Source organism: Sphingopyxis sp. LARHCG72 (assembly GCF_052871675.1).
Genome location: NZ_JBIXJU010000010.1, coordinates 84,206 through 108,129 on the forward strand (window position 1 = coordinate 84,206; position 23,924 = coordinate 108,129).

Annotated in this window: 14 protein-coding genes; 5 read left to right on the forward strand and 9 right to left on the reverse strand. The window is 66.4% G+C overall.

The genetic code is table 11. The features are described 5' to 3' along the window. Positions 1 to 10: 10 nt before the first annotated feature. From ACIPPQ_RS19250 to dgcN, 4 genes are all read right to left on the reverse strand, one after another. Positions 11 to 2,836 (reverse strand): TonB-dependent receptor domain-containing protein, encoded by a 2,826-nt coding sequence (locus ACIPPQ_RS19250; protein WP_446545663.1) that lies wholly within the window; start codon positions 2,834 to 2,836, stop codon positions 11 to 13. Positions 2,837 to 2,918: 82 nt separating this feature from the next. Continuing rightward, entirely contained in the window at positions 2,919 to 4,508 is a 1,590-nt protein-coding gene (locus tag ACIPPQ_RS19255) for an N-acyl-D-amino-acid deacylase family protein (protein WP_446545664.1), read from the reverse strand. Positions 4,509 to 4,585: 77 nt separating this feature from the next. Continuing rightward, on the reverse strand, positions 4,586 to 5,575 hold the full coding sequence (gene dgcA, locus ACIPPQ_RS19260) for an N-acetyl-D-Glu racemase DgcA (RefSeq protein ID WP_446545665.1): 990 nt from the start codon (positions 5,573 to 5,575) through the stop codon (positions 4,586 to 4,588). Then, complete coding sequence (gene dgcN, locus ACIPPQ_RS19265; RefSeq protein ID WP_446545666.1) at positions 5,533 to 6,570, reverse strand: N-acetyltransferase DgcN; 1,038 nt, start codon at positions 6,568 to 6,570, stop codon at positions 5,533 to 5,535. Before dgcN ends, dgcA begins: the two co-directional genes overlap by 43 nt. A 94-nt stretch (positions 6,571 to 6,664) precedes the next feature. Here dgcN and ACIPPQ_RS19270 point away from each other — a divergent pair, with 94 nt between their 5' ends. Genes ACIPPQ_RS19270 through dacB form a run of 4 tightly spaced genes read left to right on the forward strand, consistent with a single transcriptional unit; the run spans position 6,665 to position 10,884 of the window. Continuing rightward, positions 6,665 to 6,859, forward strand: coding sequence for a hypothetical protein (locus tag ACIPPQ_RS19270; protein ID WP_446545667.1), 195 nt, complete (start codon positions 6,665 to 6,667; stop codon positions 6,857 to 6,859). Next, positions 6,856 to 8,382 carry a permease gene (locus tag ACIPPQ_RS19275; protein ID WP_446545668.1) on the forward strand — a complete coding sequence of 509 codons (1,527 nt, stop codon included), beginning with the start codon at positions 6,856 to 6,858 and terminating at the stop codon, positions 8,380 to 8,382. Before ACIPPQ_RS19270 ends, ACIPPQ_RS19275 begins: the two co-directional genes overlap by 4 nt. Beyond that, positions 8,379 to 9,401 carry a serine hydrolase domain-containing protein gene (locus tag ACIPPQ_RS19280; protein WP_446545669.1) on the forward strand — a complete coding sequence of 341 codons (1,023 nt, stop codon included), beginning with the start codon at positions 8,379 to 8,381 and terminating at the stop codon, positions 9,399 to 9,401. Before ACIPPQ_RS19275 ends, ACIPPQ_RS19280 begins: the two co-directional genes overlap by 4 nt. Before the next feature lies 1 nt (position 9,402). After that, complete coding sequence (dacB, locus tag ACIPPQ_RS19285) at positions 9,403 to 10,884, forward strand: D-alanyl-D-alanine carboxypeptidase/D-alanyl-D-alanine endopeptidase (protein ID WP_446545670.1); 1,482 nt, start codon at positions 9,403 to 9,405, stop codon at positions 10,882 to 10,884. 125 nt (positions 10,885 to 11,009) lie between these two features. On the opposite strand, the gene ACIPPQ_RS19290 is transcribed toward dacB, so the two are convergent. After that, positions 11,010 to 13,400: a penicillin acylase family protein gene (locus ACIPPQ_RS19290; RefSeq protein ID WP_446545671.1), complete on the reverse strand. Its 2,391-nt coding sequence runs from the start codon at positions 13,398 to 13,400 to the stop codon at positions 11,010 to 11,012. Positions 13,401 to 13,817: 417 nt separating this feature from the next. Between ACIPPQ_RS19290 and ACIPPQ_RS19295 the strand changes: the two genes are divergently transcribed. After that, positions 13,818 to 16,856, forward strand: a complete 3,039-nt coding sequence (locus ACIPPQ_RS19295) for a TonB-dependent receptor plug domain-containing protein (RefSeq protein ID WP_446545672.1) — start codon at positions 13,818 to 13,820, stop codon at positions 16,854 to 16,856. A gap of 58 nt (positions 16,857 to 16,914) precedes the next feature. On the opposite strand, the gene ACIPPQ_RS19300 is transcribed toward ACIPPQ_RS19295, so the two are convergent. The 4 genes from ACIPPQ_RS19300 to ACIPPQ_RS19315 are packed head-to-tail and all read right to left on the reverse strand — an operon-like array spanning position 16,915 to position 23,898. Then, entirely contained in the window at positions 16,915 to 18,945 is a 2,031-nt protein-coding gene (locus ACIPPQ_RS19300; protein ID WP_446545673.1) for a glycoside hydrolase family 97 protein, read from the reverse strand. After that, on the reverse strand, positions 18,938 to 20,587 hold the full coding sequence (locus ACIPPQ_RS19305; protein WP_446545674.1) for an alpha-amylase family glycosyl hydrolase: 1,650 nt from the start codon (positions 20,585 to 20,587) through the stop codon (positions 18,938 to 18,940). Before ACIPPQ_RS19305 ends, ACIPPQ_RS19300 begins: the two co-directional genes overlap by 8 nt. A 12-nt stretch (positions 20,588 to 20,599) precedes the next feature. Beyond that, positions 20,600 to 22,393 carry an alpha-amylase family glycosyl hydrolase gene (locus ACIPPQ_RS19310; RefSeq protein ID WP_446545675.1) on the reverse strand — a complete coding sequence of 598 codons (1,794 nt, stop codon included), beginning with the start codon at positions 22,391 to 22,393 and terminating at the stop codon, positions 20,600 to 20,602. Beyond that, positions 22,390 to 23,898: a tryptophan halogenase family protein gene (locus tag ACIPPQ_RS19315; RefSeq protein ID WP_446545676.1), complete on the reverse strand. Its 1,509-nt coding sequence runs from the start codon at positions 23,896 to 23,898 to the stop codon at positions 22,390 to 22,392. The genes ACIPPQ_RS19310 and ACIPPQ_RS19315 overlap by 4 nt, the downstream gene beginning before the upstream one ends. Positions 23,899 to 23,924 lie beyond the last annotated feature (26 nt).

A 23,924-nucleotide genomic window follows, 5' to 3' on the forward strand; every position in this document is an offset into this window, starting at 1 on the left:
CTTTCTCCCGTCACATCTTGAAGCGGACGCCGACGCGGTACGTCCGGCCGAGCAGATCATAGAGCGCCTGATTGGTCGCGGGCGTCGCATAGGCGCTGCCCGCCGGCCCCGGCGCGACGACGGGCGGATCCTTGTCGAACAGATTGTTCGCGCTCAGGAAGAATTGCAGCTCGCGCTCGCCGACCTCGACATCGAACGACAGGGTGGCGTCGACATAGAAAGCGCCCTTGATGCGGTTGTTGTCGATCGTCCGGTTGGTGACCGTCGACGTGGGGCAGCCCGAGGAGCATTCGACGAAGCTGTTGTCATAGACGCCGCTGCTGATCCCACGGCCGGTGAGGTTGAAGGTGAAGCCCTCGTTCGCATAGGTGCCCTGCACGCGGTACAGCCATTTGGGCGCGCCGCCCGCGGCATTCTGCCCCACCGTATCGGTCGGCGCATCGATGCCATTGTCGAAATAATTCTTGATGTACCGGGTCGCCATCGCGCGCAGCGTCAGGTCGCCCGTCCCCACCGGAACGCGGTACGAACTTTCGAAATCGATCCCCTTCGCGCGCTGCGACGCGAAGTTGAACGGGCTTTCGAACACCTGCAGATTGTTGCCGAACGCGTTGGGCCCGCGGACCACCGCGCTGCAGAAGGCCTGTACGCCCTCGGCGCAGCGGTCGACGATCGTCTGCGCCGCGACCGATCCGATCGCGCCCTCGATCTTGATGTCATAATAGTCGGCGGAGAAGGCGAAGCCGGGGATGAAGCGCGGCTGCAGCACCACCCCGACGCCCCATTGGTCGGCGCGTTCGGGCTTCAACAAGGCGTTGCCGCGCGTCGTCCCCGCAAACTGCACCGACGCATTGTTCTGCGTCGGGTCGATCAGCACGTTGATGCGCGTCGACCCCGCCGTGTAAAGTTCGCCGAGGTTGGGCGCGCGAATGTCGCGCGAGCGGGTGGCGCGGAACCGGATGTCGGGGATCGGCTCATAGGTCAGCCCCGCCTTCCACGTCGTGACATAGCCCGAGGTCGAATAGTCGGTGCCGCGCACCGCGCCGTTGAAATCGAGCCCGTCGATGACGGGAACCAGCAGTTCGAGATAGGCTTCGCTGACATTATATTTGCCGAAGCTCGGCAGGAAGTTGCCGACGAACCAGCCCGACTGGAATTGCGTCGGTACCTCTCCCGACACCTTCTCGCGCCGATGCTCGCCGCCGATCGCGACCGACACCGGCCCCGCGGGCAGGTCGAACGCGTCGAACGACAGGTTGGCGGCAAACACATCCTGCTGGAATTTCTGCTCGCGGAACGGATTGCCGAGGACATAGTCGAGCGCCGGCTGGCTCGCGACCCCGATGCCGAGGCGGTTGAGCGGCACGCATCCGTTCGTCGGGCTGGTCAGCGACGAGCGGCAGACGATCGTGCCGGCGGGAACGCCGAGCGCATTGCCCGCGGGCGCGAACACCGCGTCCTGTGCCAGCGCGAGGCGGGCGTTGTTCGTGATGTCGCGCGCCATCTCGCGCGTCTTGCTGATGCCCTTTTGATAATAGACATCCCACCGCGCGGTCGACCCGAACAGGTCGAATTCGCCGTTCGCGCCAACGACATAGCGCTGCAATTCGCGCTTTGTGTCGTTCTTGCGGATCGGCAGGTCGGCGTTCGTCGTGCCGAGCGTGAACTGGGTGACGCCCGCATTGGCGAGCTGCGTGCGCAGCGGTTCCGGAATGAAGGCGTTGTCGGCCCGGATCGTCACATTCGCCTGGTTGAGCTGGACACCCAGCCAGCCGAGGTTCTTCGACTTGGCGTAGGAGGCCTGGACGAAGAGGTTGAGCCCCTCGGTCACCTCGAAGCTCAGCCGGCCGAAGGCGCTCTTGCGGTTCTCTTCGGGGTCGAGCGACTGGAAGCCGTTGACCTGCGTCGATTCCCAGTCGCCGCCGATCATCCACGGGTCGCGAACGGTGCCATAGTTGAACTGGCTGACCGCACCGCCCTGTCCGAACACCGTACCGCGAAACGCGGTGTTGGTGATGATCCCGCCCGGCGTCGCCTGGCTGAGCCCCGCGCCCGACACGATAAGCCGTTCGGGCTGGCCGTTGCCCACGGCATAGGCGGGGTTGTTGATCATGTACCAGCCACGGTTGTTCCAGTCGCGCGGAACCCCGTGCAGCCCCTCCTTGATCGCGATTTCGCCGCTGAGCAGCAAATGGCCGCGGCCGCCCGCAAAGCCGGTACCCGCGGTCAGCGACGCGCGATAGCTCGGCGCATCGCCATATTTGGTGATGCCATATTCGGCGGTGCCCTTGATCCCCGTATATTCCTTGTCGAGGATGAAGTTGACGACGCCCGACACCGCGTCCGAACCATAGGCCGCCGACGCGCCGCCGGTGACGATCTCGACGCTCTTGATCAGCCCCTGCGGGAAGGTGTTGACGTCGACGAGCCCGCCGAGCGTCGAGCCGACCGAGCGCTGCCCGTCGAGCAGCACGAGCGTGCGCGCCGTGCCGAGCGCGCGCAGGTTCAGCGCGTTGACGCCCGCGGTACCCGCGCTGATGTTGAGGTTCGTGCTGGCCGGCGTGTGGCTTCCGACGAGCGAGGGGATGTCGTTGACATAGTCGGCGATGTTCGCCGGCGCCGAGGTTTCGATATCCTCCGAATTGAGGACGGTGAGCGGGGTCGGCGCGCGATAGCCGTCGCGCTGGATGCGCGTGCCGGTGACGGTGATCTCGGTTGGCGCCTCGGTGACGCTCGCATCGTTGTCGGACAGGTCGTCCTGTGCAAACGCGGGCGCGCTCCAGAGCATCGCCACCGCCAGTGCCGTGGTGGATGCGATCGACGTGGATCTCGACATATCTTCCCCTTTTCCTGTTTTTATGGGCGTGAAGAACGCCCGTTGGACCCGCCTGTCGCGACGGTTTGTCCTCCTGCTCTGATTATTTGCAGCCTGTGCCGGCCGCTTTGCGCGGAAGCGGGCGACCGCCCGCGAGCCCGGTGGGCGCACCATTTTCGATCGCCAGCGCCCCGTTGACGGTGACGAAACGCATCCCCGTCGAGAACAAGGTCGGCCGGGCATAGTCGGCGCGCGGCGCGAAGGTCGCCGGGTCGAATGCGATCACATCGGCAAAGGCGCCGGCCTTGAGCTCACCGCGCCCTTCGAGCCCGAACATCCGCGCCGGGGTGGCGGTGCTCTGCCGGATGAAGGTGCCGAGATCGATGACCGCCTTGTCCTTGACATAGGTCGCATATTTGCGCGCGAAGGAGGCGTAATAGCGCGGGTGCCCCTGCGAGGCGTCCGAACTGGTCACGACCCACGGCCGCTTCATGAAGGCCGCGATATCGGCCTCGTCCTGGTTGAAGGAAGCGACGCCCGCCTCGCGCTGTTTCAGGATGAGGATCGCCGCGTCGACGGGATCGATCGCGCGATCCTTGGCGACCTGTTCGAGCGTCTTGCCCTCGAAACCGGCGGGCCCGGACGTGATCAGCAGCGACGCCGGACCGCCGCGACGGCGGAGGTTCTCGGCCATTTCGGGGCGCATCCGCGCCATCGCCGCGCTGTCGTCGAAGCGCTTCAGCATCGCCGCGCGGCCGCCATCCTGCGCCCATCGGGGCAGCAGCGCCGCCGACAGCCCCGTCCCCGACGCCGACCAGGGATATTGGTCGGCATGGACGATCTGCCCCGCCTTCTGTGCCGCCTCGATCTGCGCGATGATCGCGGGGGCCTGTCCGTGGACATCGACGCCCAGCGCCTTGATGTGCGCGATATGGACCGGGATGCGGGCATCGCGCCCAACCGCCAGCGCTTCCTCGACCGCGCCCTTCAGCCCGATCGTGTAACTGGATTCATCGCGAATATGGCTGTCATAGACCCCACCGCGTGCGGCGGCGGCCTTTGCCAGCGTGACGACCTCGTCGCGCTTCGCAAAGCTCTGCGGCGCGTAGAAAAGCCCGGTCGAAAGGCCGAGCGCGCCCTGGCACATCGCGGTGTCGACCAGCGCCGTCATCTGCCTGAGTTCGGCCGGGGTCGGCGCGCGGTCGGCGGCGCCGATCACCTTCGCGCGAACCGCGCCGAGGCCGACATAGGTCGCGAAATTGATCCCGAAGTCGCGCGACGATTGCTCGAGCCCCGCGACGGCGCCCGGCACGCCCGCACTGGTGACGCCGAAGGTGCGCGCCACATCGGGATCGCCCGAACCGTCGACGCCGATAAAGGCGGTGGTCACCCCCTGCGTCAGGAAGGGCAGGACCAGCCGCGCTGCGGGGTCGCCCGACGCGAGCGCATCGTTCACATGCGCGTGCGGGTCGATGAAGCCGGGCGCGACGATCAGCCCCGTCGCGTCGACCGTCTTCGCGGCCGTGCCGGGTGCTTTCGGCCCGACATAGATGATCCGGTCGCCGCGAATGGCGACATCGCCGCGGAACGGCGCCGCATCCCCGGTGTAGATCGTGCCGCCACGGAGGACGAGATCGGCCCCGCCCTGCGGCTCGGCGGCGCCGTGCGGCACCGCGAGGGCTGTCGCAGACAAAAGCGCGATCATTGCCGTCGTGGACTTGATATACCGGATCATTGCGACACCCCGTTTTTTGTTGTTTTACAAAGACGCTAAATCGTTCCCCAAAAGCCTGCGACCGGCGGCGTCAAGACGCCGTCCACACCCTTGACCCCGCCCGCGCGGTCGGCGGCCAGCCACAGCGGGCCGTCGAGATCGACGAAGCTCGACCGCGCCGCGACGACCAGCGCCGGGGCGATCGACAGCGATGTGGAAATCATGCTGCCCGTCATCACGCCAAGCCCGGCGGCGGCGGCGGCATCGGCGAGCGCGAGCGCGCCGGTCAGCCCGCCCGTCTTGTCGAGCTTGATGTTGATGACCTGATATTTGCTCGCAAGCGCGCCGACGTCGTCCGCGACATGCGCCGATTCATCGGCCGCGATCGGGACGAGCGAGCGGAATCCCTCGAGTGCATCGTCCTCGCCCGCCGGCAGCGGCTGCTCGAGCAGGTCGATGCGCAGTTCGGCGAGCAGCGACTGCAACCCTTCGACCTCGGCGATCGTCCAGCTTTCATTGGGGTCGACGATGACCCGCGGGTTCGGCGCCGCGTCGCGCACGGCGCGAATCTGCGCCGCGGGATCGGTGCGATCGACCTTGATCTTGATCAGCGGGACGTCGGAGAGCGTGCGCGCCGCGGCGGCCATCGCGTCGAGCGTGTCCAGGCTGACCGTCATCGCCGTGGGGGTGGGAGCGATATCGGGCTGGCCGAGGCGATCGGTGACGCTACGCCCCGACAATCGGGTTTCGAGGTCCCACAGCGCGCAATCGACGGCATTGCGCGCGGCGCCGGCGGGCATCAGGGTGAGGAGTTCGTCGCGCGTCGCCCCGTCGGCGATCGCGCCGCGCGCGTTCGCGATTTCATCGAGCGCGCCCGCGATCGTTTCACCATAGCGCAGATAGGGCACCGCCTCACCGCGCCCGGTCGCGCCGTCGGCCGCGATCTCGACGGTGACGACATCGGCCACCGTCTTCACCCCCCGCGAAATGCGGAAGGGTTGCGCTAGAGGGAAAGCGTCGCTTCGCGCGACGATGGTTCGAAGCATGCATTGATCCTGTCGATGATGGGGTCCACGCCATGGGCAAAGGGGTCGGTACACGGCAGTCCGAGCAGATCGGACGTTTCGGCGCAGAGGCGCACGGCCTCTTCGGGCGCAAGCTTCGACGTGTTGAGCGCGACGCCGACCGCCTGCACCTGCGGGCTGGTCAATCTTGCGACCCGCAGGTTCGCTTCCAGCGTCTCCTTGAGCCCCGGCATCGGAAAATGCGGCAGGCCGCGCATGTGCGGGCGCACCGGATCGTGGCACAGCAGCAGCGCGTCGGGCTGTGCGCCGTGCAGCAGCCCGGTCGAGACGCCCGCGAACGACGGGTGGAACAGCGAGCCCTGACCTTCGATCAGGTCCCAGCCGTCATCGTCGCGCGCGGGCGAAATCTGTTCGATCGCGCCCGAGATGAAGTCGGCGATCACCGCGTCGAGCGGCACGCCGCTCCCCGCAATGAGGATTCCGGTCTGGCCGGTCGCGCGAAAATCGGCCTTCATGCCGCGTGCGCGCATGCCCTTTTCGAGGCACAAAGTCGCATACATCTTGCCGACCGAGCAATCGGTCCCGACCGCCAGCAACCGCTTGCCGGCGCGCGGCTTGCCATTGCCGACGGGAATGTCGGGACGCGCGTCGCGCACGTCGTGGAGCTGGCGGCCGTGGCGCGCCGCAGCTTCGACCAGCGCCGGCTCGTCACGCAGCCGGTTGTGCAGGCCCGATGCGACGTCGAGGCCCGCCTCGACCGCGGCCAGCGCATCGCGCACCAGGTCGTCGCCCATTTTACCGCCGGGATTGGCAATGCCGAGGACGAGCGTCTTCGCACCCGCGGCGACCGCTTCGGCGAAACCCATGCGCGGCAGTCCGAGCGTGAGTTCGCAATCGTCGTGGCGGAATTCGCCGACGCATTCCTCGGGGCGGAATACCGCCAGACCGCGCGAGGTCTTGATACCGACTTCGTCGTTCACATGGCCGAGGTAGAGAAGATAGGGGCTCGCGATCATGAAGTGCCTCTCTGGTGGGGGACAAGGGCATCATGCGAGAAGTTCGGGATCGATGCGCCTTCAAAGACGATGCGAAGCTATAGCTGAAAGTTATATGGAGGCGCAGACGATCGTCGCCGCGCTTGACGCGCCGCCCCGCCTTGCAGAAGGTCGCGCGCTTGAGATCGGCGTAGACAAGATCGGGGCAAACGGGTCGATGAGAGGGTTTCTTCGCCGCACATTCGCGGCGCTGTTGCAGCAAGGCATGTTTCACGACGATCGTGCGGTCGCGTGCGGAGCGAGCGCGTGACCGCGTCGGCGATCGACGCGAACGCCGTGACAGGCACCCTTCCAGCCGATTGGGAGCATCAGCCGCCCGCCAAGCCGTCGGCGCGGCGCCTGCTCGGCCTCTACCTGCTGCTGGGCTTTGCCGCCGGTCTGCCCTTCTACATGTTCAATGCGGTGCTCGCGCTCCGCCTGTCGAAACATGGTGTCGACATCGTCATCATCGGTTTCTTCGCGTGGATCGCGCTGCTGCCGACTTTCAAATTCGCCTGGGCGCCGCTGATCGAGCGCTATGACGTGCCGGGCTTTGCGCGCTTCTGGGGGCGGCGACGCGGCTGGATCATGCTGTCCCAGCTCGGCATCTTCACCGCGATGGTCGCCATGGCTTTCACGTCCAGCGACAAAAGCCTGCCGCTGACCGCGTTGTTCGCGATCCTGCTGGCCTTCTGGACGACGACATTGGAGGTCGCCGCCGACGGCTGGCGCATCGAGCTCGCCCCCACGCAGGCCGAACAGGCGCCGATCGTCGCGGCCAACCTGTGGGGCTATCGCAGCGCGATGGTCGCGGCGGGCAGCGGCGCGGTCCTCGTGGCCGCCTGGGCCGACTGGACGATCGCCTATCTGGTCGTCGCGGTGGCGGCCTTCGCACCCTTCCCGATCCTCGCCGCGATGCGGCCCGCGCGCGAAGGCGCGAACGGCCGCGTCACGGCGCTCCTCACGGGCGTGGGCGCCAGCCTCGTCATCCTGCTCGCGGCGACGCTCGTCACGGCAGGCATCGGTTGGCTCCTCTTGTCGGCGGCGCAGGGCGCGGGCATTTCGGCGAAGACCAATGTCACCCCCATCGTTCTCGCCGTCGCCCTGCTGCCCTTCGTCCTGCTCGCGCTCGCGCTCCCCCGCATCAACCGCCTGAGCGCCGACGCGATCGCCCGCAAATCGGGTTTCGCCGCGCCGTATGTCGAGCTGTTCTGGCGTTACGGCTATGCCGTGCTCGCGGTGCTTGCCTTCGTGTCGCTCTACCGCATGGGCGACGTGCTGACCTTGACCCTCTCGCAGGTGCTGATGAACGATCGCGGGTACAGCCTGCACCAGATCGGCGTCGCCCAGGGGGTGGTCGCGCTGTCGGCGAGCATGGCGGGCGTCGCGCTCGGCGGCTTTCTGTCGACGCGGCTCTCGCTCGGCTGGACGCTCGGCATCGGCGCGGTGACCGCCGCCGTCGGCAACTGGATCTATGTCTGGCTGGCGTACAGCGCGCCCTCGGATTTCGTCCTCTATACATCGGTCGCGATCGACCAGTTCGGCAATGGCTTCGCGGGCACGGTGTTCGTCATCTATCTCTCGATGCTGGTCAGCCCGACCCATCCGGCGGCGCAATATGCCTTGCTGTCGGGTTTCGCCTTCCTGCTGCCGCGCCTGCTCGCGGGCGCGTCGGGATCGATGCAGACGCAGATCGGCTATGACGGATTTTTCCTGCTGTCGGGCGCGCTGAGCTTCGCGGCGATCTTCCTGTTGCCCGTGATCGCGCGGGTGAAGGGGCGCATCGCGGCATGACGATCGAGACGATTTGCGAACAGGGTTTCGCTCCCGCGCTCGCGGCGGTCGAAAGCGGCCGCATTCCCGGCGCAGCGCTCGGCGTCGTGGGCGCCGACGGCCAGAGCGCCGTGCGTCTCGCCGGAATGGCCGCACTCGTCCCCGAACGCGAGACGCTGACCCGCGACCACTGGTTCGACCTCGCCTCGCTCAGCAAGGTGATCGCGACGACGGTGATGATCCTGACACTCGCCGAACAGGGGCGCATCGACCTCGACCGGCCGCTCACCGACGCCATCCCCGACCTCCGCCAATATGATGTCGCGGGCGCCGCCGAACGCCGGCTGACCTTTCGCGATTGCCTGATGCACCGCAGCTTCCTGCCCGCGGTCGAACCCCTCTATACCTATGGCGACGATCCCGCACGGCTGCGCGCCTTCGTCCTCCAACGCGAATGGCGCCACGGACCGCCGGTCTATTCGGACATTAATTTCATCCTGCTCGGCATCGCGATCGAACGCCTGACCGGCGCGCCGCTTTCGGACTGGCCGCTCGGCGAAGGACTGGACTTCGGCCCGCCCCCCGGCCCGGCCGTCGCAACCGAGCATTGCAGCTGGCGCGGGCGCGTGATGAAGGGCGAGGTGCACGACGAAAATGCTTTCGCGCTCGGCGGTGCACCGGGGCATGCCGGACTGTTCGGCACCGTCGACGGCGTGCTCGGTTTCGCCCGCGCACTGATGGCCGGCGAAATCCTGTCGCCGGCGATGCTCGCCGAAATCCGCACGGCCGGCGAACGCCATCGCACCTGCGGCTGGGAGCGCGCCTTTGCCGGATGGCACGGCGGCGACGCCTGCTCGGCCGAGACAATCGGGCACACGGGCTTTACCGGCACCGGCCTGTGGATCGATTTCGAGCGGGGCCTCGCCTGGACCCTGCTCACCAACCGGGTCCACCCGACCCGCCACGCCGACAGCGGCATCGCGACGCTCCGCCCCGCCGTGGGCGAGCGCGTCATTTCAGCTTGGGACGAACGGACATAATATGACGCCATCGATCGGACGCTTCGCTCTCGCCTCGGCGCTCGCGCTGTCGCTTTCCCTGACTTCGGCCCATGCCCAGACAGCCCCGGCGCCCGCCCCGCTCCAGACCATGGCCGAACAGAAGCTGGCCGAAGGCCCCCCGGGTTCGCGCTTCGGTATGCTCGTCACGACGCTCGACGGCGAAGTGCTGGTGTCGATCGCCCCCGACCAGCGCTTCATCCCGGCATCGAACACCAAGATGTTCACGACCGCGATCGCCTATGCCGAACTGCCGCTGCTCCAGCAGACCGCCAAGGGCGCCGGCGTCCGCCTCGAAGCCGCGGGCAACGGTGCGACCGACGTCATACTGCACGGCCGCGGCGACGCGGTGCTTTCCAGCGCCGACGATTGCACGAGCGATTGCCTGCAGACCCTCGCCGACGCGGTCGCCGCGAAGACGCGCCACGTCCGCAACATCGTCGGCGACGACAGCTGGTTCCCCGACGAGCGCTGGAGCCCGGGGATGAGCTGGAACAATATCTCGTCGCGTTACGGCACCGGCGTGTCGGCGCTGACGCTCGACGACAATGAGCTGGTGGTGAAATTGGCGCCCGGGAAAGCGGGCGCCGCGCCCGTTCTGGAAACGTCGGGCTATTATGTCATCGAAAACCGCGTCGTCACCGTCGCGGGCAAGGAAGAGGCGATCGAGGCCGACCGGATGCCGAACAGCCGCATCCTTCGCCTGACCGGCACCGTCGGCGCCGAGGTCGCGCCGATGACGCTTCGCTACGGCATCGACGATCCGGCGCATTACGCCGCATGGCGGATGCGCGAATTGCTCCGCGCGCGCGGCGTGACCGTCGATGGCGAACCGATGGTCCGCCACCGCCCGCTGACCGCCGCCGACGATCCCGAGAACCGCAAGGGCGCGGCCTCCTCCTTGCCCGCCGAGCCCGCGATGCTCGCCGAACTGCCGGCACCGTCGCTCGCCGACAATATGGTGCGCATCAACAAGGAGAGCCAGAATCTCCACACCGAGCTGATGCTGCGGCGCGTCGCGCGGCACGCGGGCAGCGGCTCGATCGCCGACGGGCAAGCGGTGATGCACAAGGTGATGACCGAAGCGGGGCTGCCCCGGACCAGCTACGACTTTTCGGACGGGTCGGGCATGTCGAGCTACAACCGCATCAGCCCGCGCGCCGCGGTCGGCCTGCTCAGCTGGATCACGCGCCAGCCGTGGAACATGGCGTGGCGCGTGACGCTGCCCATCGCGGGGCGCGACGGCACGCTGCAGAACCGGTTCAAGGGCACGATCCTCGAGGGCAAGCTGTTCGCCAAGACCGGATCGCTCAACGCATCGCGCGCCCTGTCGGGTTACCTCACGACGCGCAGCGGCAAGACGCTGATCTTCTCCGCGCTCGCGAACGACATGCCCGAGGACACCGACGCACAGGCCACCGCCGCGGTCGACCGCGCGCTCGTCGCGATCGCCGAAGCGCTCTAGAAAGTCAGCGCCACCCCCAAAGCCGTTTGTGCTGAGCTTGTCGAAGCACCGTCCTTCTTCTGCCACGCCGAAAGAAAGAACGACCCTTCGACAAGCTCAGGGCGAACGGTCGAGGGGAGTGGCGATCAGTCTGGCGAAGGCGTCAGGGTCAGCCGCGTCGCAGCGTACCGCTCGACCGCCGCCTTGCTGAACCACAAGGGCTGCATCGCCCCTGCGAGCCATTTGGGGTAAAAGTCGCGGTAGTGCGGCGATCGCGGATCGGCGGACTGACCCGGCAGCAGCAGGAAGCGGCTGTTGTCCCACGCACCGACGTCGGCGACGAAGAGATAGCTGGCGCCGTGCGACACGTCGAAGCTGCGTTTGGCGTTGAAACCGCGCGCCATCGGCGTCGTTCCGTCGCCGCCCGACCGGCCGCCCTCGATATTCGGGAAGGCGGCGGCGATCGCGCGGTGCGACACGGACAAGGGATGCGCGATCGTCACGCGGTGCAGGTCGCCCCATTTCCAACCGGCGGGATCGGCACCACCAAGTTCGACCGCCTTCTTCCATCCCGCGGCGAGCGCCCCGTCGACCAGCGCGTCGCGCGCCGCGGCGGGATCGTCGCCCAGCCTTTTGTCGGGCGAAGCGAGGATGCGCAGCATTTCGGACAGGTTGACCGACGGAATGAGGTCGCGTGCCGCCGACGGCACGATCCGGTCGTAAAAGGCCGTGGATAGCGCCGGCATCACCATTTCATAGAGCAGCGCCGCGGCGCTGTCGGCCTCGATCCCGCAATCCCACCGCCGAAGCAGCGCGGCCGCCGGCGCGGCGTCGGCCGAGGGGCTCGTGGGCAGGAGCCTCAGCAGCGCGCGCGCGGGAAGCGACTGGACATCGTGCTGGAGCGCGACGCTGTCCTCGATCCGGTGTTTCGGCTGGTTGCGCAGCACCTCGGCGATGCGATCGTAGCGGAAGGGGTCGCTCCAGGAGAAGCTGATGACGCGTTCGCGATACGGATAGCCCGCGGGCAGGTTCATCTGGTTGGCCGACGCGAACCAGCCTTCGCGCGGGTTATAGACATGCGGCATATCTTCGACGGCAAGGATTCCCGCCCAGTCGAAATCGCCATCGCCCGGCGCGGGGAACAGGCCGTCGTGCTTTGGCCGGCGCGGCGTGAAACCGATCGTCTGCCAGCCGGTGTTGCCGTCGATGTCGGCATAATGGAGGTTGGTCGGCGACACGTGAAGCTTGCACGCCTGCCGCAGCGACGCCCAGTCCTTCGACAGGTTGATCGCGATGATCGCGAAGCGCTGGTTGGCGCCGGGCAACATGCTGACCGTGGCAAAGGCGACCGCGCGGTTTCGGGCGGCGTCCTGCGACACGATCGGGCGGCCCGCGGCATAGCGCAGCGTGACGCGCTCGCTCGGCGCGCCCTTGACGAGAATCTCGTCCTCGAAGGTCTCGAACGCCTTCCATTCGCCCTTGTGCCAATATCGGCCGGCATCACCCTCCTTGGTGCGCAGGATGAACAGGTCGGTCTGGTCGATGTGGAAATTGGTCCGGCCGAAGGCGAAGCGGTCGGTGTGCCCCTGCATGATGCCGGGCAGCCCCGGTGCGCCCGCCCCGATGACATCGAGTCCCGGCGCCGAAAGGTGGCACATGTGGCGCGGGCTGGCGCGCCCGATGCCGAGATGCGGGTCGTTGGCGAGGATCGGGCGCCCCGTCGCGCTGCGCGACGGCGAAATCGTCCAGGCGTTGCTGCCCAGCGCGAAGCGGTCGGCGCGGCGCCCTTCGGCGTCGAACTGCGCCTCCTGAATGGGGTCGAAGGCGGTCGGGCGGCTTGCCGGATCGAGGATGCCAAGATCGGCCTCGCTCACCGCCGCACAGTCGAGCCCCTCGGGAATGGTGAAGGACCATGCGGGGCGCAGCGGCGCCATCAGTTCGTCGGCATCGAGCAGCCCGCGCGCCTGAAGCTGCGCCCGGCGCACCTCGTCGTCGGCGTCGCCCATGCCGATCCCGCGATTGCGCACGAAGTCGGCGATATCCCAGCGCAGCGGGCTGATCCCGAGGATGCCATATTCGAGCGGCAGCGCTGCGGGATCGGCCGCCAGTTCGTCGATGCGGGCATTCACCCCGGCGACATAACCGCGCGCGCATTCGAGCACGTCGGGCGGCAGCGCCGCCAGTTCGGCCTCGACGTCGCCGCGATAGAGGAAGAGCCGCGCCGCCTTGTCGGCGGCGACGAAACGCGGCCCGAAGGCTTCGGCCATCCGCCCCATGTCCCGGCGATGTTCCATGTCGATCTGGAACAGCCGGTCGCGCGCGACCAGATAGCCCTGCCCGAAGAACGCATCTTGCAGCGACGCCGCGCGGACGTGCGGCACGCCCAGTTCGTCTTCGATCACCTCGACCGGCGCGCGCGCGCCCGACAGCCGGGCGGTGCGTGTCGCACCCTTGACCCTCGGTTTCGCCAAAAGGCTTCCGGGCATCGCAACGAGCGCGGCGGAAGCCAGCAGGAACGCACGGCGCTGGATCAACATGTCTCTCCGACAGGGAATGGGGATGGACGAAAGTCCAGCCTATCGCACGACGGGGCCGCCATGCCATAACAAGCACGCGGCGCCCTATAACTGCAAGCTATCTGCGCCCGGCCCGACGCGTTTCGGCGACATCATTCCCTTGGGCTATATATCCATATATTCAGGTTATTAGCCTAGCTGTTGACCTGCTGTCGCCACCCTGTAACCTCGCTGTCATGGAACCGGCTGTCCGCGCGCCTTGGCCGTCGCGATAGCAGGGCCGTACGAACGGATATCATAGAACATAAGAAGGCGGAGCGAGACATCCGCCGGAACAGTCAGGTGGGACAATAGGGTAAGCCGACCCGGCGCTGCGCCGGGACACGCCTCGGGCGGCGTGCGGCTCATCCCTTGGAAATAAAAAGGGGACTGCATAACATGCGTAATCGTGAACAAATTCGCCTGCCGCTGAGCCGCAAGGCCCGCCTCGGCGTCGCCATGACCGCCATCGCGCTGGTCCATAGCGCCCCGGCGCTGGCGCAGGACGCGGCGACCGCCACGACCGAGAATGTCGAAGCGGCGCCCGGCGACCAGATCATCGTCACCGGATCGCGCGTCGCGCGCGACGGCTTCCAGGCCCCGACCCCGCTCGTCGTGCTGACGCAGCAGGATATCCAGAACACCTCGCCGTCGAACAATATCGCCGACTTCGTGAACCAGATGCCGCAACTCGCCGGCTCGACGCGGCCCGCAAACTCGCGCCTCAACATCTCCAACGGCTCGGCGGGCATCAACGCGCTCAACATGCGCAACCTCGGCGAAAGCCGCGTACTCGTCCTCGTCGACGGCCGCCGCTCGGTCGGTTCGACGATCTTCGGCTGGGTCGACATCAACACGATCCCGCAGGCATTGGTCGATCGCGTCGAGGTCGTCACCGGCGGCGCATCGTCGGCCTACGGCTCCGACGCCGTCACCGGCGTCGTCAACTTCGTCCTCAACAAGAAGATGGAGGGGCTGCGCATCACGGGCGACATCGGCGTCACCGACAAGGGCGACGGCTTCAACTATTCGGGCAGCGTCGCGGGCGGCCTCTCGTTCGCCGACGGCCGCGGCCACGCCATCTTCAACGCCGAGATCGCGCATCAGGACGGCATCTACGAAATCGATCCGAAGGACCGGCCGTGGAACCACCGGGGCTATCTGGCCTTCGCGAACCCCGCCTATGTCGTGACGAACGGCGTCGGCAACGGCCAGCCCGCCTTCATCACCTTCCGCCAGAACGCCGGCCAGACCAATCAGGCGCCGGGCGGCTTCATCACGGGTTCGGCAGGCAATAACAACGGGTTGCGCGGCCTCTATTTCGGCGACAATGGTCAGGTCAACCAGTTCAACTATGGCTCGTTCAACTCGCCGGCGCTGAACAGCGGCTCGGCGGTGACGCGCACGGTCGGCGGCGACTGGCGCCTCAATGATTCGGGTCGCCGTATCGGCCTCGCGCCCAAGGATGATCGCTGGGGCGTCTTTGGCCGCCTGAGCTACGAGGTCGCCGACGGCGTCGAAATCTTCGCCGAAGGGTCGTACAACAAGCAGGAAGTCTTCTTCAACGCCGGCCCCAACCTCGGTTCGGCCACGCTCGGCACGGTCGGCTGTACGGTCGTCCCCGTCCCCACGACCTGCAACGCCTTCGCGCTGCAAACCTTGGGTGCCGCGCGCCTCGCGGGCGTCAACAGCATCAGCATCACGACGACCGCAGCGGACCTGCCGTTCCGTGGCATCAACAACAAGCGCGCGGTGCAGCGCTACGTCGTCGGCGCCGAGGGCGAGTTCGACGCATTCGGCAAGGCGGCACGCTGGGACGTCTACGGCCAATATGGCCGCTCGGACCTGCGCGAACAGCTCCGCAACATCATGCACGTCGCGCGCATGACGGCGGCGTCGGACGCCGCCTTTGCACCGGCCGGCAATGCAGGCGGCTATGCTGCGGGCTCGATCCAGTGCCTGATAAACGTCGACGCCAGCACCACCAACAACGATCCGAACTGCGTGCCGCTCAATCGCCTCGGCATCGGCGTCGCCAATCCGGCGGCGATCGACTATGTGCTGGGCGATCCGTATCGCAAGCAGGTGCTGCAACAGTTCGTCACCGGCGCCAACCTGTCGTTGACGCCCTTCGCCACCTGGGCGGGCGACGTCAGCATCGCGATCGGCGCCGAATATCGCAAGGAAAAGATCCGCGGCAGCGTCCCGCAGGAATTCCAGCCGATCGCGACGGTCGACGGCACCGGACGGCCCGGCTTCCGCAACGCCTGGTCGGTCGGCAACTATCTGCCGTTCAAGGGCAGCTATAATGTGAAGGAAGCCTATCTCGAAACCGTGGTCCCGCTGGGCTTTGGCCTCGAGTTCAACGGCGCGGTACGCGCGACCGATTATTCAACCTCGGGCTATGTCACCACCTGGAAACTCGGTGCGACCTGGGCGCCGATCGAGGATATCCGTTTCCGCGTGACGCGGTCGCGCGACATTCGCGCGCCGAACCTGAACGAGCTGTTCCAGGCGGGCACCGCGAACAGCGATTCGGTCCGCAATCCCAAATTCGTTGCCGGCAACCCGGCCAGCGGACCGCAATTCTTCCCCTATTCGGGCCTGACGACCGGCAACCCCGACCTGAAGCCCGAAAAGGCGGATTCGTGGAATATCGGCGCGGTGATCACGCCGCGCTTCCTGCCCGGCTTCTCGGCCTCGGTCGATTATTTCCGCATCGATCTCGACGATGCGATCGACACGATCACCGCGCAGGAAATCGTCAACCGCTGCGACGAGGGACGGCAGGAATATTGCGCCGCGATCACCGAAGATCCGGCGCGCGCGCAGCCCGGCCCGCCGCGCGTGCCGTACCTGCTGATCCGCAGCCAGCCGTTCAACTTCGTCAAAAAGCTGGTGCGCGGCATCGACTTCGACGCCGCCTATCGCCTGCCGGTTGGCGGGGACAGCAGCGTCACGCTGCGCGGCACCGCGACGCGCTATATCGAGAATCTCTCGGACACCGGCATCACCGGTGTCACGCCGGTCAACACCGTCGGCGCGAACGGCGGGCAGGCCAGCACGCCGAAGTGGATTTTCCGCACCAGCCTCAATTACGAGACGCCGACCTTCTCGGGCACCGTCGTCGGCCGCGGGGTCAGCTCGGGCAAATATCTGGCCAATGCGATCGAATGCACGACCGGCTGCCCGACCTCGACCAGCCAGGCGCCGACCTATGACAACAACCACGTCAAGGGGACGTTCTACGTCGACCTCAACCTGACCCAGAAAGTCGCCGTCAAGAGCGGCTCGGAGGCGGAGATCTTCTTCAACGTCACCAATTTGTTCGACGCCGATCCGTTGCTGCTGCCCGAAACCGGCCTCGCCGCGAACAGCACCTTCTCGGACCTGCTCGGCCGTACCTTCCGCCTCGGCGTGCGCTTCAAGATGAAGTGATAAAGCTCCGCTGCGGCGTTGACGTGCAACGCCGCAGCGGGCCTTCCCGAAGCGAACCCTATCGGGCCGCCGCGAGCCGCATCGCCGCACCGCCGCCCGGCGCGAGCCACAATTTGTAGCTATCGCCCTTCTTCACCTTGATCGTCGCATAGGCGATCCGGTGCCGCGCCTCGGTCAGATAGGTCGCGCCCTCGCCATCCTTGTAGATCGTCGCGCTGTAGGTCTTGCCCGGTTCGAGGAAATCGAAGCTGAGGGTCAGCGTCCGCGCAGTACCGTCATTGACGCCGCCGACATACCAGTCGGCGCTCGCGCGATCCTTGCGCGCAAAGATCGCATAGTCGCCGACCGCGCCCGCGATCAGCTTGCTCTCGGCCCAGTCGGCGGGGACCTGCTTGATGAACTCCAGCTCGCGCGGATATTTTTCCAGCGTCTCGGGAAAATCGGCCGCCATCTGGATCGGTGAATAGATGGCGAGGTAGAGCCCGAGCTGCTTGGCCAGCGTCGAGGCGAGCGGCGCCTTGTTCGCGCCCTCGAGGCTCAGCACCCCGGGGGTGAAATCCATCGGCCCCGACAGCATCCGCGTGTAAACGAGCGTCGGGTCATGCTCGGGTCCGTTCGCGAAGGCGCCCCACGCGTTATATTCCATGCCGCGCGCGCCTTCGCGTGCGACCCAGTTCGGATATGTACGACGAAGCCCCGTATCCTTAACCGGTTCGTGCGCGTTGACCGCGACATGATATTTCGCCGCGGTCTCGACCACCTTCAGATGGTGCTGCACCTGGCGCTGGCCGTCGTGCCACTCCATGCGCGTCTCCCCCGGCGCATCGCCCGGGGCGATGATCCCGCCCGCGTCGGCGACATAGCCCGTCTTGACCGTCCCGACGCCGAGCTGGCCGTAGAGCTTCATCGCATCGTCGAGCTGCGCTTCATAAACCGCGATATTGCCGCCGGTTTCATGATGCCCGATCAGCTGGACGTGCTTCTTTCGCGCATAATCGGTGACCGCCTTCAGGTCGAAATCGGGGGTCGCTTCGGTGAAGCTGTATTCGTCGCCATGGCCGAACCAGTTGCCGTTCCAGCCCTTGTTCCATCCCTCGACCAGCACCCCGCCGAAGCCATGCTTGGCAGCGAAATCGATCGTCGCCTTGGTCCGCTCGGTCGTCGCGCCATGCTTCGGCCCTTCGGCCCAGCTCCAGTCGCCGCGGATCATCCCCCACCAGATCCCGACATATTTCATCGGCTTGAACCAGCTGACATCGCCGAGCTTGTTCGGTTCGTTGAGGTTGAGTTCGAGGTCGCTTTCGACCAGCCCCGCCGCGTCGTCGGCGATGCGAATCGTGCGCCAGGGCGTCGCGAACGGCAGGTCGCGCACCACGCGCGGCCCGCGCGACGAGGGCGACAGCGTCGCACGGAACTTCTGCCCCTCGGCGCGTTTCAGCCACATGCCCGAATAATCGACGAGCGCCGCCTCGTGGAACGCGAGGTGCGTCCCGTCGTCGAGCCGCATCGTGATCGGCGTGTGTGCGGTCGCGACCGCGTCGATCGGGGTTTCCTGATAGACCTGCTCGTAGCGGTTCCATTCGCCGCCGGGGATCCACCATGCGGTGCCCTTCGGCGCGATGTCGAACTCGGTGAATTCGTCGGCGATCTTCGCGGTCTTCAGCCCCGGCTGTTCGGGAAGTTCGTAGCGAAAGCCGATGCCGTCGTCGAACAGGCGGAAGCGAACATTCATCAGATGCCCACCCCAGCTTTCGTTCTGGCGGAAACGGACCAGCAGCTCGTTATGATGGTCGCGGACGAAGCGGCGCTCGCCCCACGGCAGTTCCCACCGCGCGTCGCCCTTCGCGTGCTCGACACTTTCGATCGCGAAGCCGCGCTGGAGGCCGATGCGGTCGGTCAGGATGAAACCGAGCTTCGACGGCGCGATCAGCAGCTTGCCCTTGCGCGACAGCGACCAGGTCGGGCGCTGATCATTGTCGGTCGCAACGGTGAGCGTCATCGACCCGTCGGGCGAAGTCGCGGTCGTCGGCGCCTCCTGCGCCGCTGCAGGGGCCGCGACGGCGGCGGCGAGGAGCAACAGGTTACGCATCGTTCGTTTCTTTCATATCGAGCCACAGCGCACCCGCCGGCGGCAATTGTTCCATGTCAGCGCCGTTCACCGTCAGCATCGCCGCACCGCCGGCCGTGTGCGCAGCGATAGCCACCGGCGCCGCGCCGAAATTGAAGAGGCAACGGATATGCTGGCCGCCCGTCACCCGGTCGAAGCCGAGCAGATCGCCCTCGGTCACCCAGCGCGCGTTCGCGCCCTGTCGCAACGCCGGGTTCGCGTCGCGCAGCGCAATCAGTCGCCGCGTGTGGACAAGCATCGATTGCGGGTCGGCGCCCTGCCGGTCGACCGCGAGCGCCGCATGGTCGGGCCCGAGCGGCAGCCACGGATCGGCGTCGGAGAAACCGGCATGCGCCGCGCCCGCGACCCACGGCAACGGCGTCCGCGCGCCGTCGCGCGACAGCGTGAGCGGCCAGTTCTTGAGCGCTTCGGGGTCCTTCACCAGCTCGAACGGGATATCGACCTGCCCCAGCCCCAGCTCCTCGCCATTATAGAGGATGATGCTGCCGCGCAGCGCACACAGCAGCGCCATCTTCATCCGCGCAAAGGCTTGGCGGTCGACACTCTCAGGGGTCCAGCGCGACACCGCGCGCGGCGCATCGTGATTCTCGAACGCCCAGCTCGGCCAGCCCGTGCCCGGCGCGTCGGGCCACGCATCGGCCGCCTCGCGCACCAGCTTCGGCGTCAGGCGGTCGGCGTAGAGGAAGTTGAAGCCATAGGCGCTGTTGAGCCGCCCTTCCCCCTCGGTGAAGCTCTTCATCTCGCGCAGCGCATCGTCGCCGCCGACTTCGGCAACGGTAAAGCGGCCGGGATATTGATCGGTCAGCGCGCGGATGCGTTCGAGGAACAGCGGGATGTCGGGGTGCGACTGGTTGTAGATCTTCTGCTGGAAGTCGAACGGCCGAGTCCGCACCTTGTTCGACGGCGGCGCGGGCGGATTGTCGCGGAGTTCGGGATCATGCATCGAAAAGTTGATCGCATCGATGCGGAAGCCGTCGACGCCGCGGTCGAGCCAGAAGCGCACGACGTCGAGCAACGCATCCTGCACTGCACGATTATGGACGTTGAGCTGCGGCTGGGTGCTGAGGAAATTGTGCAGATAATATTGGCCGCGCCGCGCGTCCCACGTCCACGCGGGGCCGCCGAACACCGACTGCCAGTTGGTCGGCGGCGATCCGTCGGGCTTTGCATCGGCCCAGACGTACCAGTCGGCCTTGTCGCCATGCTTGCCCGCGCGGCTCTCGGCGAACCAGGGATGCTGGTCGGAGGTGTGCGCAAAGACGAGGTCGGTCGTGACCTTCAGCCCCAGCCTGTGGGCTTTCTCGACCAGCGCATCGAAATCGGCAAGCGTCCCGAAGATCGGGTCGACCCCGCAATAATCGGCGATGTCGTAGCCGAAATCGTCCATCGGCGACGGATAGAAGGGCGATAGCCAGATCGCGTCGACGCCGAGCGAGGCGATATGGTCGAGCCGCGCGGTGATGCCGGCGAGGTCGCCGATGCCGTCGCCGTTCGAATCGGCGAAGCTGCGCGGATAGATCTGATAGATTGCCGCGCCTTTCCACCACGGGGCGGCGGGGCTGGTTGCGGTCTGGTCCTGAACGAGGGGGCTGGTCGTGGTCACGCGTGCTTTCGCTTATTCGCTGGCCTGGCAGATGGCGGTGCCAAAGGCGGGGAGGGAAAGATGGATGCTGCCCGGCGCGGTGGGGCTTGCCGGGCAATCGCCATGGAGCGCAGTAAAGCCCGCGCTTTTCATATCGATGGCAATTTGGGCCGACAGCGGCGCCGCTGACGTGTTGAACGCAAGCAGCACCTCGCGCCCGGTGTCGGGGTCGAAACGCGACACCGCGAGCAGGCCGGGCTTGTCGGAGAATGCGCGAACCTTCGTGGCGCCGCGCGTCAGCGCGGGGGTCTTGCGGCGGATTTCGGACAGAGCGGCAATATGGCGATAGAGCGGATGCGCGGGGTCGAAATTGGCGGTCGCCGTCGTCGCATCGCTGCCGATCAGGTCATTGTCGTTATAGGCGGCGACCTTCGACGCGAACATGTCCTCGCGCGCGAGCTGGTCCTTGTCGTCGGAGACGAAGCCCTGCTCGTCGCCATAATAGATCGTCGGGACGCCGCGCAGCGTCAGCAGCATCGAATGGCCGAGCATCACCCGATGAAGCAGTTCGGGTTCGCTCGCCCCCAGGTTCGCCTGTTTAACAAACATCGCAAAACGGCCCATGTCATGGTTGCCGAGGAAGGTCGGAAGCTCCTGCGCCGCGCCTGCTCCGCCCTTGTAGAGCGCGTCGCCGTCGAACAGCTTCGCGAACTGGTCGGTGCCCTTCGTCCCGCTCACCGCATCGATCGCGGCACGCGCAAAACCGAAGTCGAGCACCGCGGGCAGCCCCGCCGCGTGCGTATACCAGGCGAGCGCGCCCGGATCGACCGCATCGACATAGACTTCGCCGAAGATATGGAAATTCGGGATACCGCGCGCCTTCGCGCGCGCCAGCATCGCGGGCACGAACGCCTGCCAGAATTCGGGGTTCACATGCTTGGCGGTGTCGATGCGGAAACCGTCGATCCCGAATTCGTCGATCCAGCGGCCATAGATGTCGATGAAGCCCTGCACGACGCGCGGGTTTTCGGTTGCGAGATCGTCGAGACCGGCGAAGTCGCCATAGAGCGACGATTCGCCGACCCAGTCGCTGTTGCCGCGGTTGTGATAGTAAATCGGGTCGTTGAGCCAGGCGGGCACCTTCACCCGTTCCTCGCCCTTCGACACGACGGGCGTATAGGCAAAAGCCGGATCGGTCAGTTTCTGCCAGTTGCCGGCGTCGGCAACATGATCGCCTGCGAAACCCGGATTGATCGGCGCGCCGTTCACGCCGCCGCGCCGCGAAGTGGGATAGTCGGCTAGGCTGCGATAGCGGAAGCCTTCCGCCGCGCCCTCTTTGTAGGTGATGACGTCGGCGGTGTGGTTGGCGATGATGTCCATATAGACCTTCATCCCCCGCGCGTGCGCGGCATCGACGAACGCCTTGAATTCGGCGTTGGTACCGAAATGCGGGTCTACAGCCGTGAAATCGGTGACCCAATAGCCGTGATAGCCCGCGCTCTCGTCACCTTTCGCTCCCTGCACCGGCTTGTTCTTGAAGATCGGCGCGAACCAGATCGCGGTGACCCCCAGCCCCTCGATATAATCGAGCCGCTTCGTGAGGCCCGCGAGATCCCCGCCATGGAAAAAGCCCTTGGCGGATGGGTCATAACCCGTCGCGAGCCGGTCGCCCTTCAGCCCGCCCCGGTCATTCTTCGGATCGCCATTCTCGAAACGGTCGGGAAGGACGAAATAGATTACCTCGTCTTCGGGCGGCCGCTGGCGGTAATCGCCGGCCGGCGCGGCGCCGCCGAGGGTCAGCGCGATAATCGATGCCAAAAGGCTCATGCGGGCACTCCTGCCGCGCAATGCTGCGCGATAAAATCCTCGTGGGCGGGCAGCTGCGACGCGGTGCGCGCAACGATCGTTTCGATGTCGGCGAAAAAGCCTGCCAGTTCGTCGCGGGCCAGCTGGTCGGCCATCGGGTGATGGCCGCGCGGCGCGATATTCTGGCCGGTGAGCACCTGGAACCAGCCGATTTCGACGAACAGTTCGTCGGCTTCGCGAACGATCTGGCCCTGACTGCGGAACAGCGCGATCTTCTGCGCCAGCGTATCGGGGATCGCCATCTCGCGGCAGCGGATCCAGAAGGACGAGTCGGTCCGCTCATTTGCATGATAGTGGAGGATGACGAAGTCGCGGATGCGTTCATAATCGAAGCGGACGCGGGCATTATAGGCGTCGATGTTCGCGGCATCGAAATCGCGCCCCGGAAAATGCGCGAGCAGCTTCGCGATGCCATTCTGGATCAGGTGGATGCTCGTCGATTCGAGCGGCTCGAGGAAACCCGAGGCAAGGCCGAGCGCGACGACATTGAAGTTCCACGCCTGCTTGCGCATCCCGGTGCGGAAACGCAGCGTCCGCGGTTCGGCGAGCGGGCGGCCCTCGACATTTTCCAGCAGCACCGCGGTCGCCTCATCCTCGCTGATGAAGTCACTGCAAAAGACATGGCCGTTACCCGTCCGGTGCTGGAGCGGGATGCGCCATTGCCAGCCGGCCTTGTGCGCGATCGCCTGCGTATAGGGCCGCGCCGGACCCGCATTTTCGCTCGGCACCGCGATCGCGCGGTCGCAGGGAAGCCAGTGCGTCCAGTCTTCGAACCCGGTTTCGAGCGCCTCCTCGATCAGCAGTGCGCGAAAGCCCGAGCAGTCGATGAAGAGTTCGCCTTCGATCGCCGTACCATCTTCCAGCACGACGGCTTCGACATGCCCGCTTTCGCCGTTCCGGCGGACGTCGGCGATCTTGCCTTCGGTGCGCTCGACGCCCGCGCCTTCGGCGATCCGCCGAAGATAGGCGGCATAGAGCGCCGCGTCGAAATGAAAGGCATAGGCGATGCCGTCGAGGTTCGTGTTCGGGATCTGCGGCAACCGCGCGAAGCGGTTGTGGCGCCCCGCACTTTCGTTCAGCGAATAGTCGCCGAGCCGCCCCGCAACGCCTTCGTTCCGGCCGCGAAGCCAATATTGCTGGAACGGCAGCATGCCGAGGCTCTGCCCGATCTGCCCGAAGGCGTGCATATAGATGTCGCCGATCCGGCCCCAGTCGTGGAACTGGATGCCGAGCTTGAACGTGCCGCGCGTTTCGCGAAGGAACTCATTCTCGTCGATACCGATCAGCGCGTTGAACAGGCGGATCGCGGGGATCGTCGCCTCGCCGACCCCGACGGTGCCGATCTCGTCGCTTTCGACCAGCCGGACCTGGAGGTTGTCCATCGTCCGCGACAGCGCCGCGGCGGCCATCCAGCCCGCGGTTCCGCCACCGACGATGACGACCTTCGTGATGCGACTGTCGCCCACCCTGTTCACTCCCCTTTGTCCGGCGC

Coding starts and splice junctions, on each gene's coding strand:
- ACIPPQ_RS19250 (WP_446545663.1), bottom strand. CDS start 2,836: ATGTCGAGATCCACGTCGATCGCATCCACCACGGCACTGGCGGTGGCG.
- dgcA (WP_446545665.1), bottom strand. CDS start 5,575: ATGCTTCGAACCATCGTCGCGCGAAGCGACGCTTTCCCTCTAGCGCAA.
- dgcN (WP_446545666.1), bottom strand. CDS start 6,570: ATGATCGCGAGCCCCTATCTTCTCTACCTCGGCCATGTGAACGACGAA.
- ACIPPQ_RS19270 (WP_446545667.1), top strand. CDS start 6,665: ATGGAGGCGCAGACGATCGTCGCCGCGCTTGACGCGCCGCCCCGCCTT.
- ACIPPQ_RS19280 (WP_446545669.1), top strand. CDS start 8,379: ATGACGATCGAGACGATTTGCGAACAGGGTTTCGCTCCCGCGCTCGCG.
- dacB (WP_446545670.1), top strand. CDS start 9,403: ATGACGCCATCGATCGGACGCTTCGCTCTCGCCTCGGCGCTCGCGCTG.
- ACIPPQ_RS19290 (WP_446545671.1), bottom strand. CDS start 13,400: ATGTTGATCCAGCGCCGTGCGTTCCTGCTGGCTTCCGCCGCGCTCGTT.
- ACIPPQ_RS19295 (WP_446545672.1), top strand. CDS start 13,818: ATGCGTAATCGTGAACAAATTCGCCTGCCGCTGAGCCGCAAGGCCCGC.
- ACIPPQ_RS19300 (WP_446545673.1), bottom strand. CDS start 18,945: ATGCGTAACCTGTTGCTCCTCGCCGCCGCCGTCGCGGCCCCTGCAGCG.
- ACIPPQ_RS19310 (WP_446545675.1), bottom strand. CDS start 22,393: ATGAGCCTTTTGGCATCGATTATCGCGCTGACCCTCGGCGGCGCCGCG.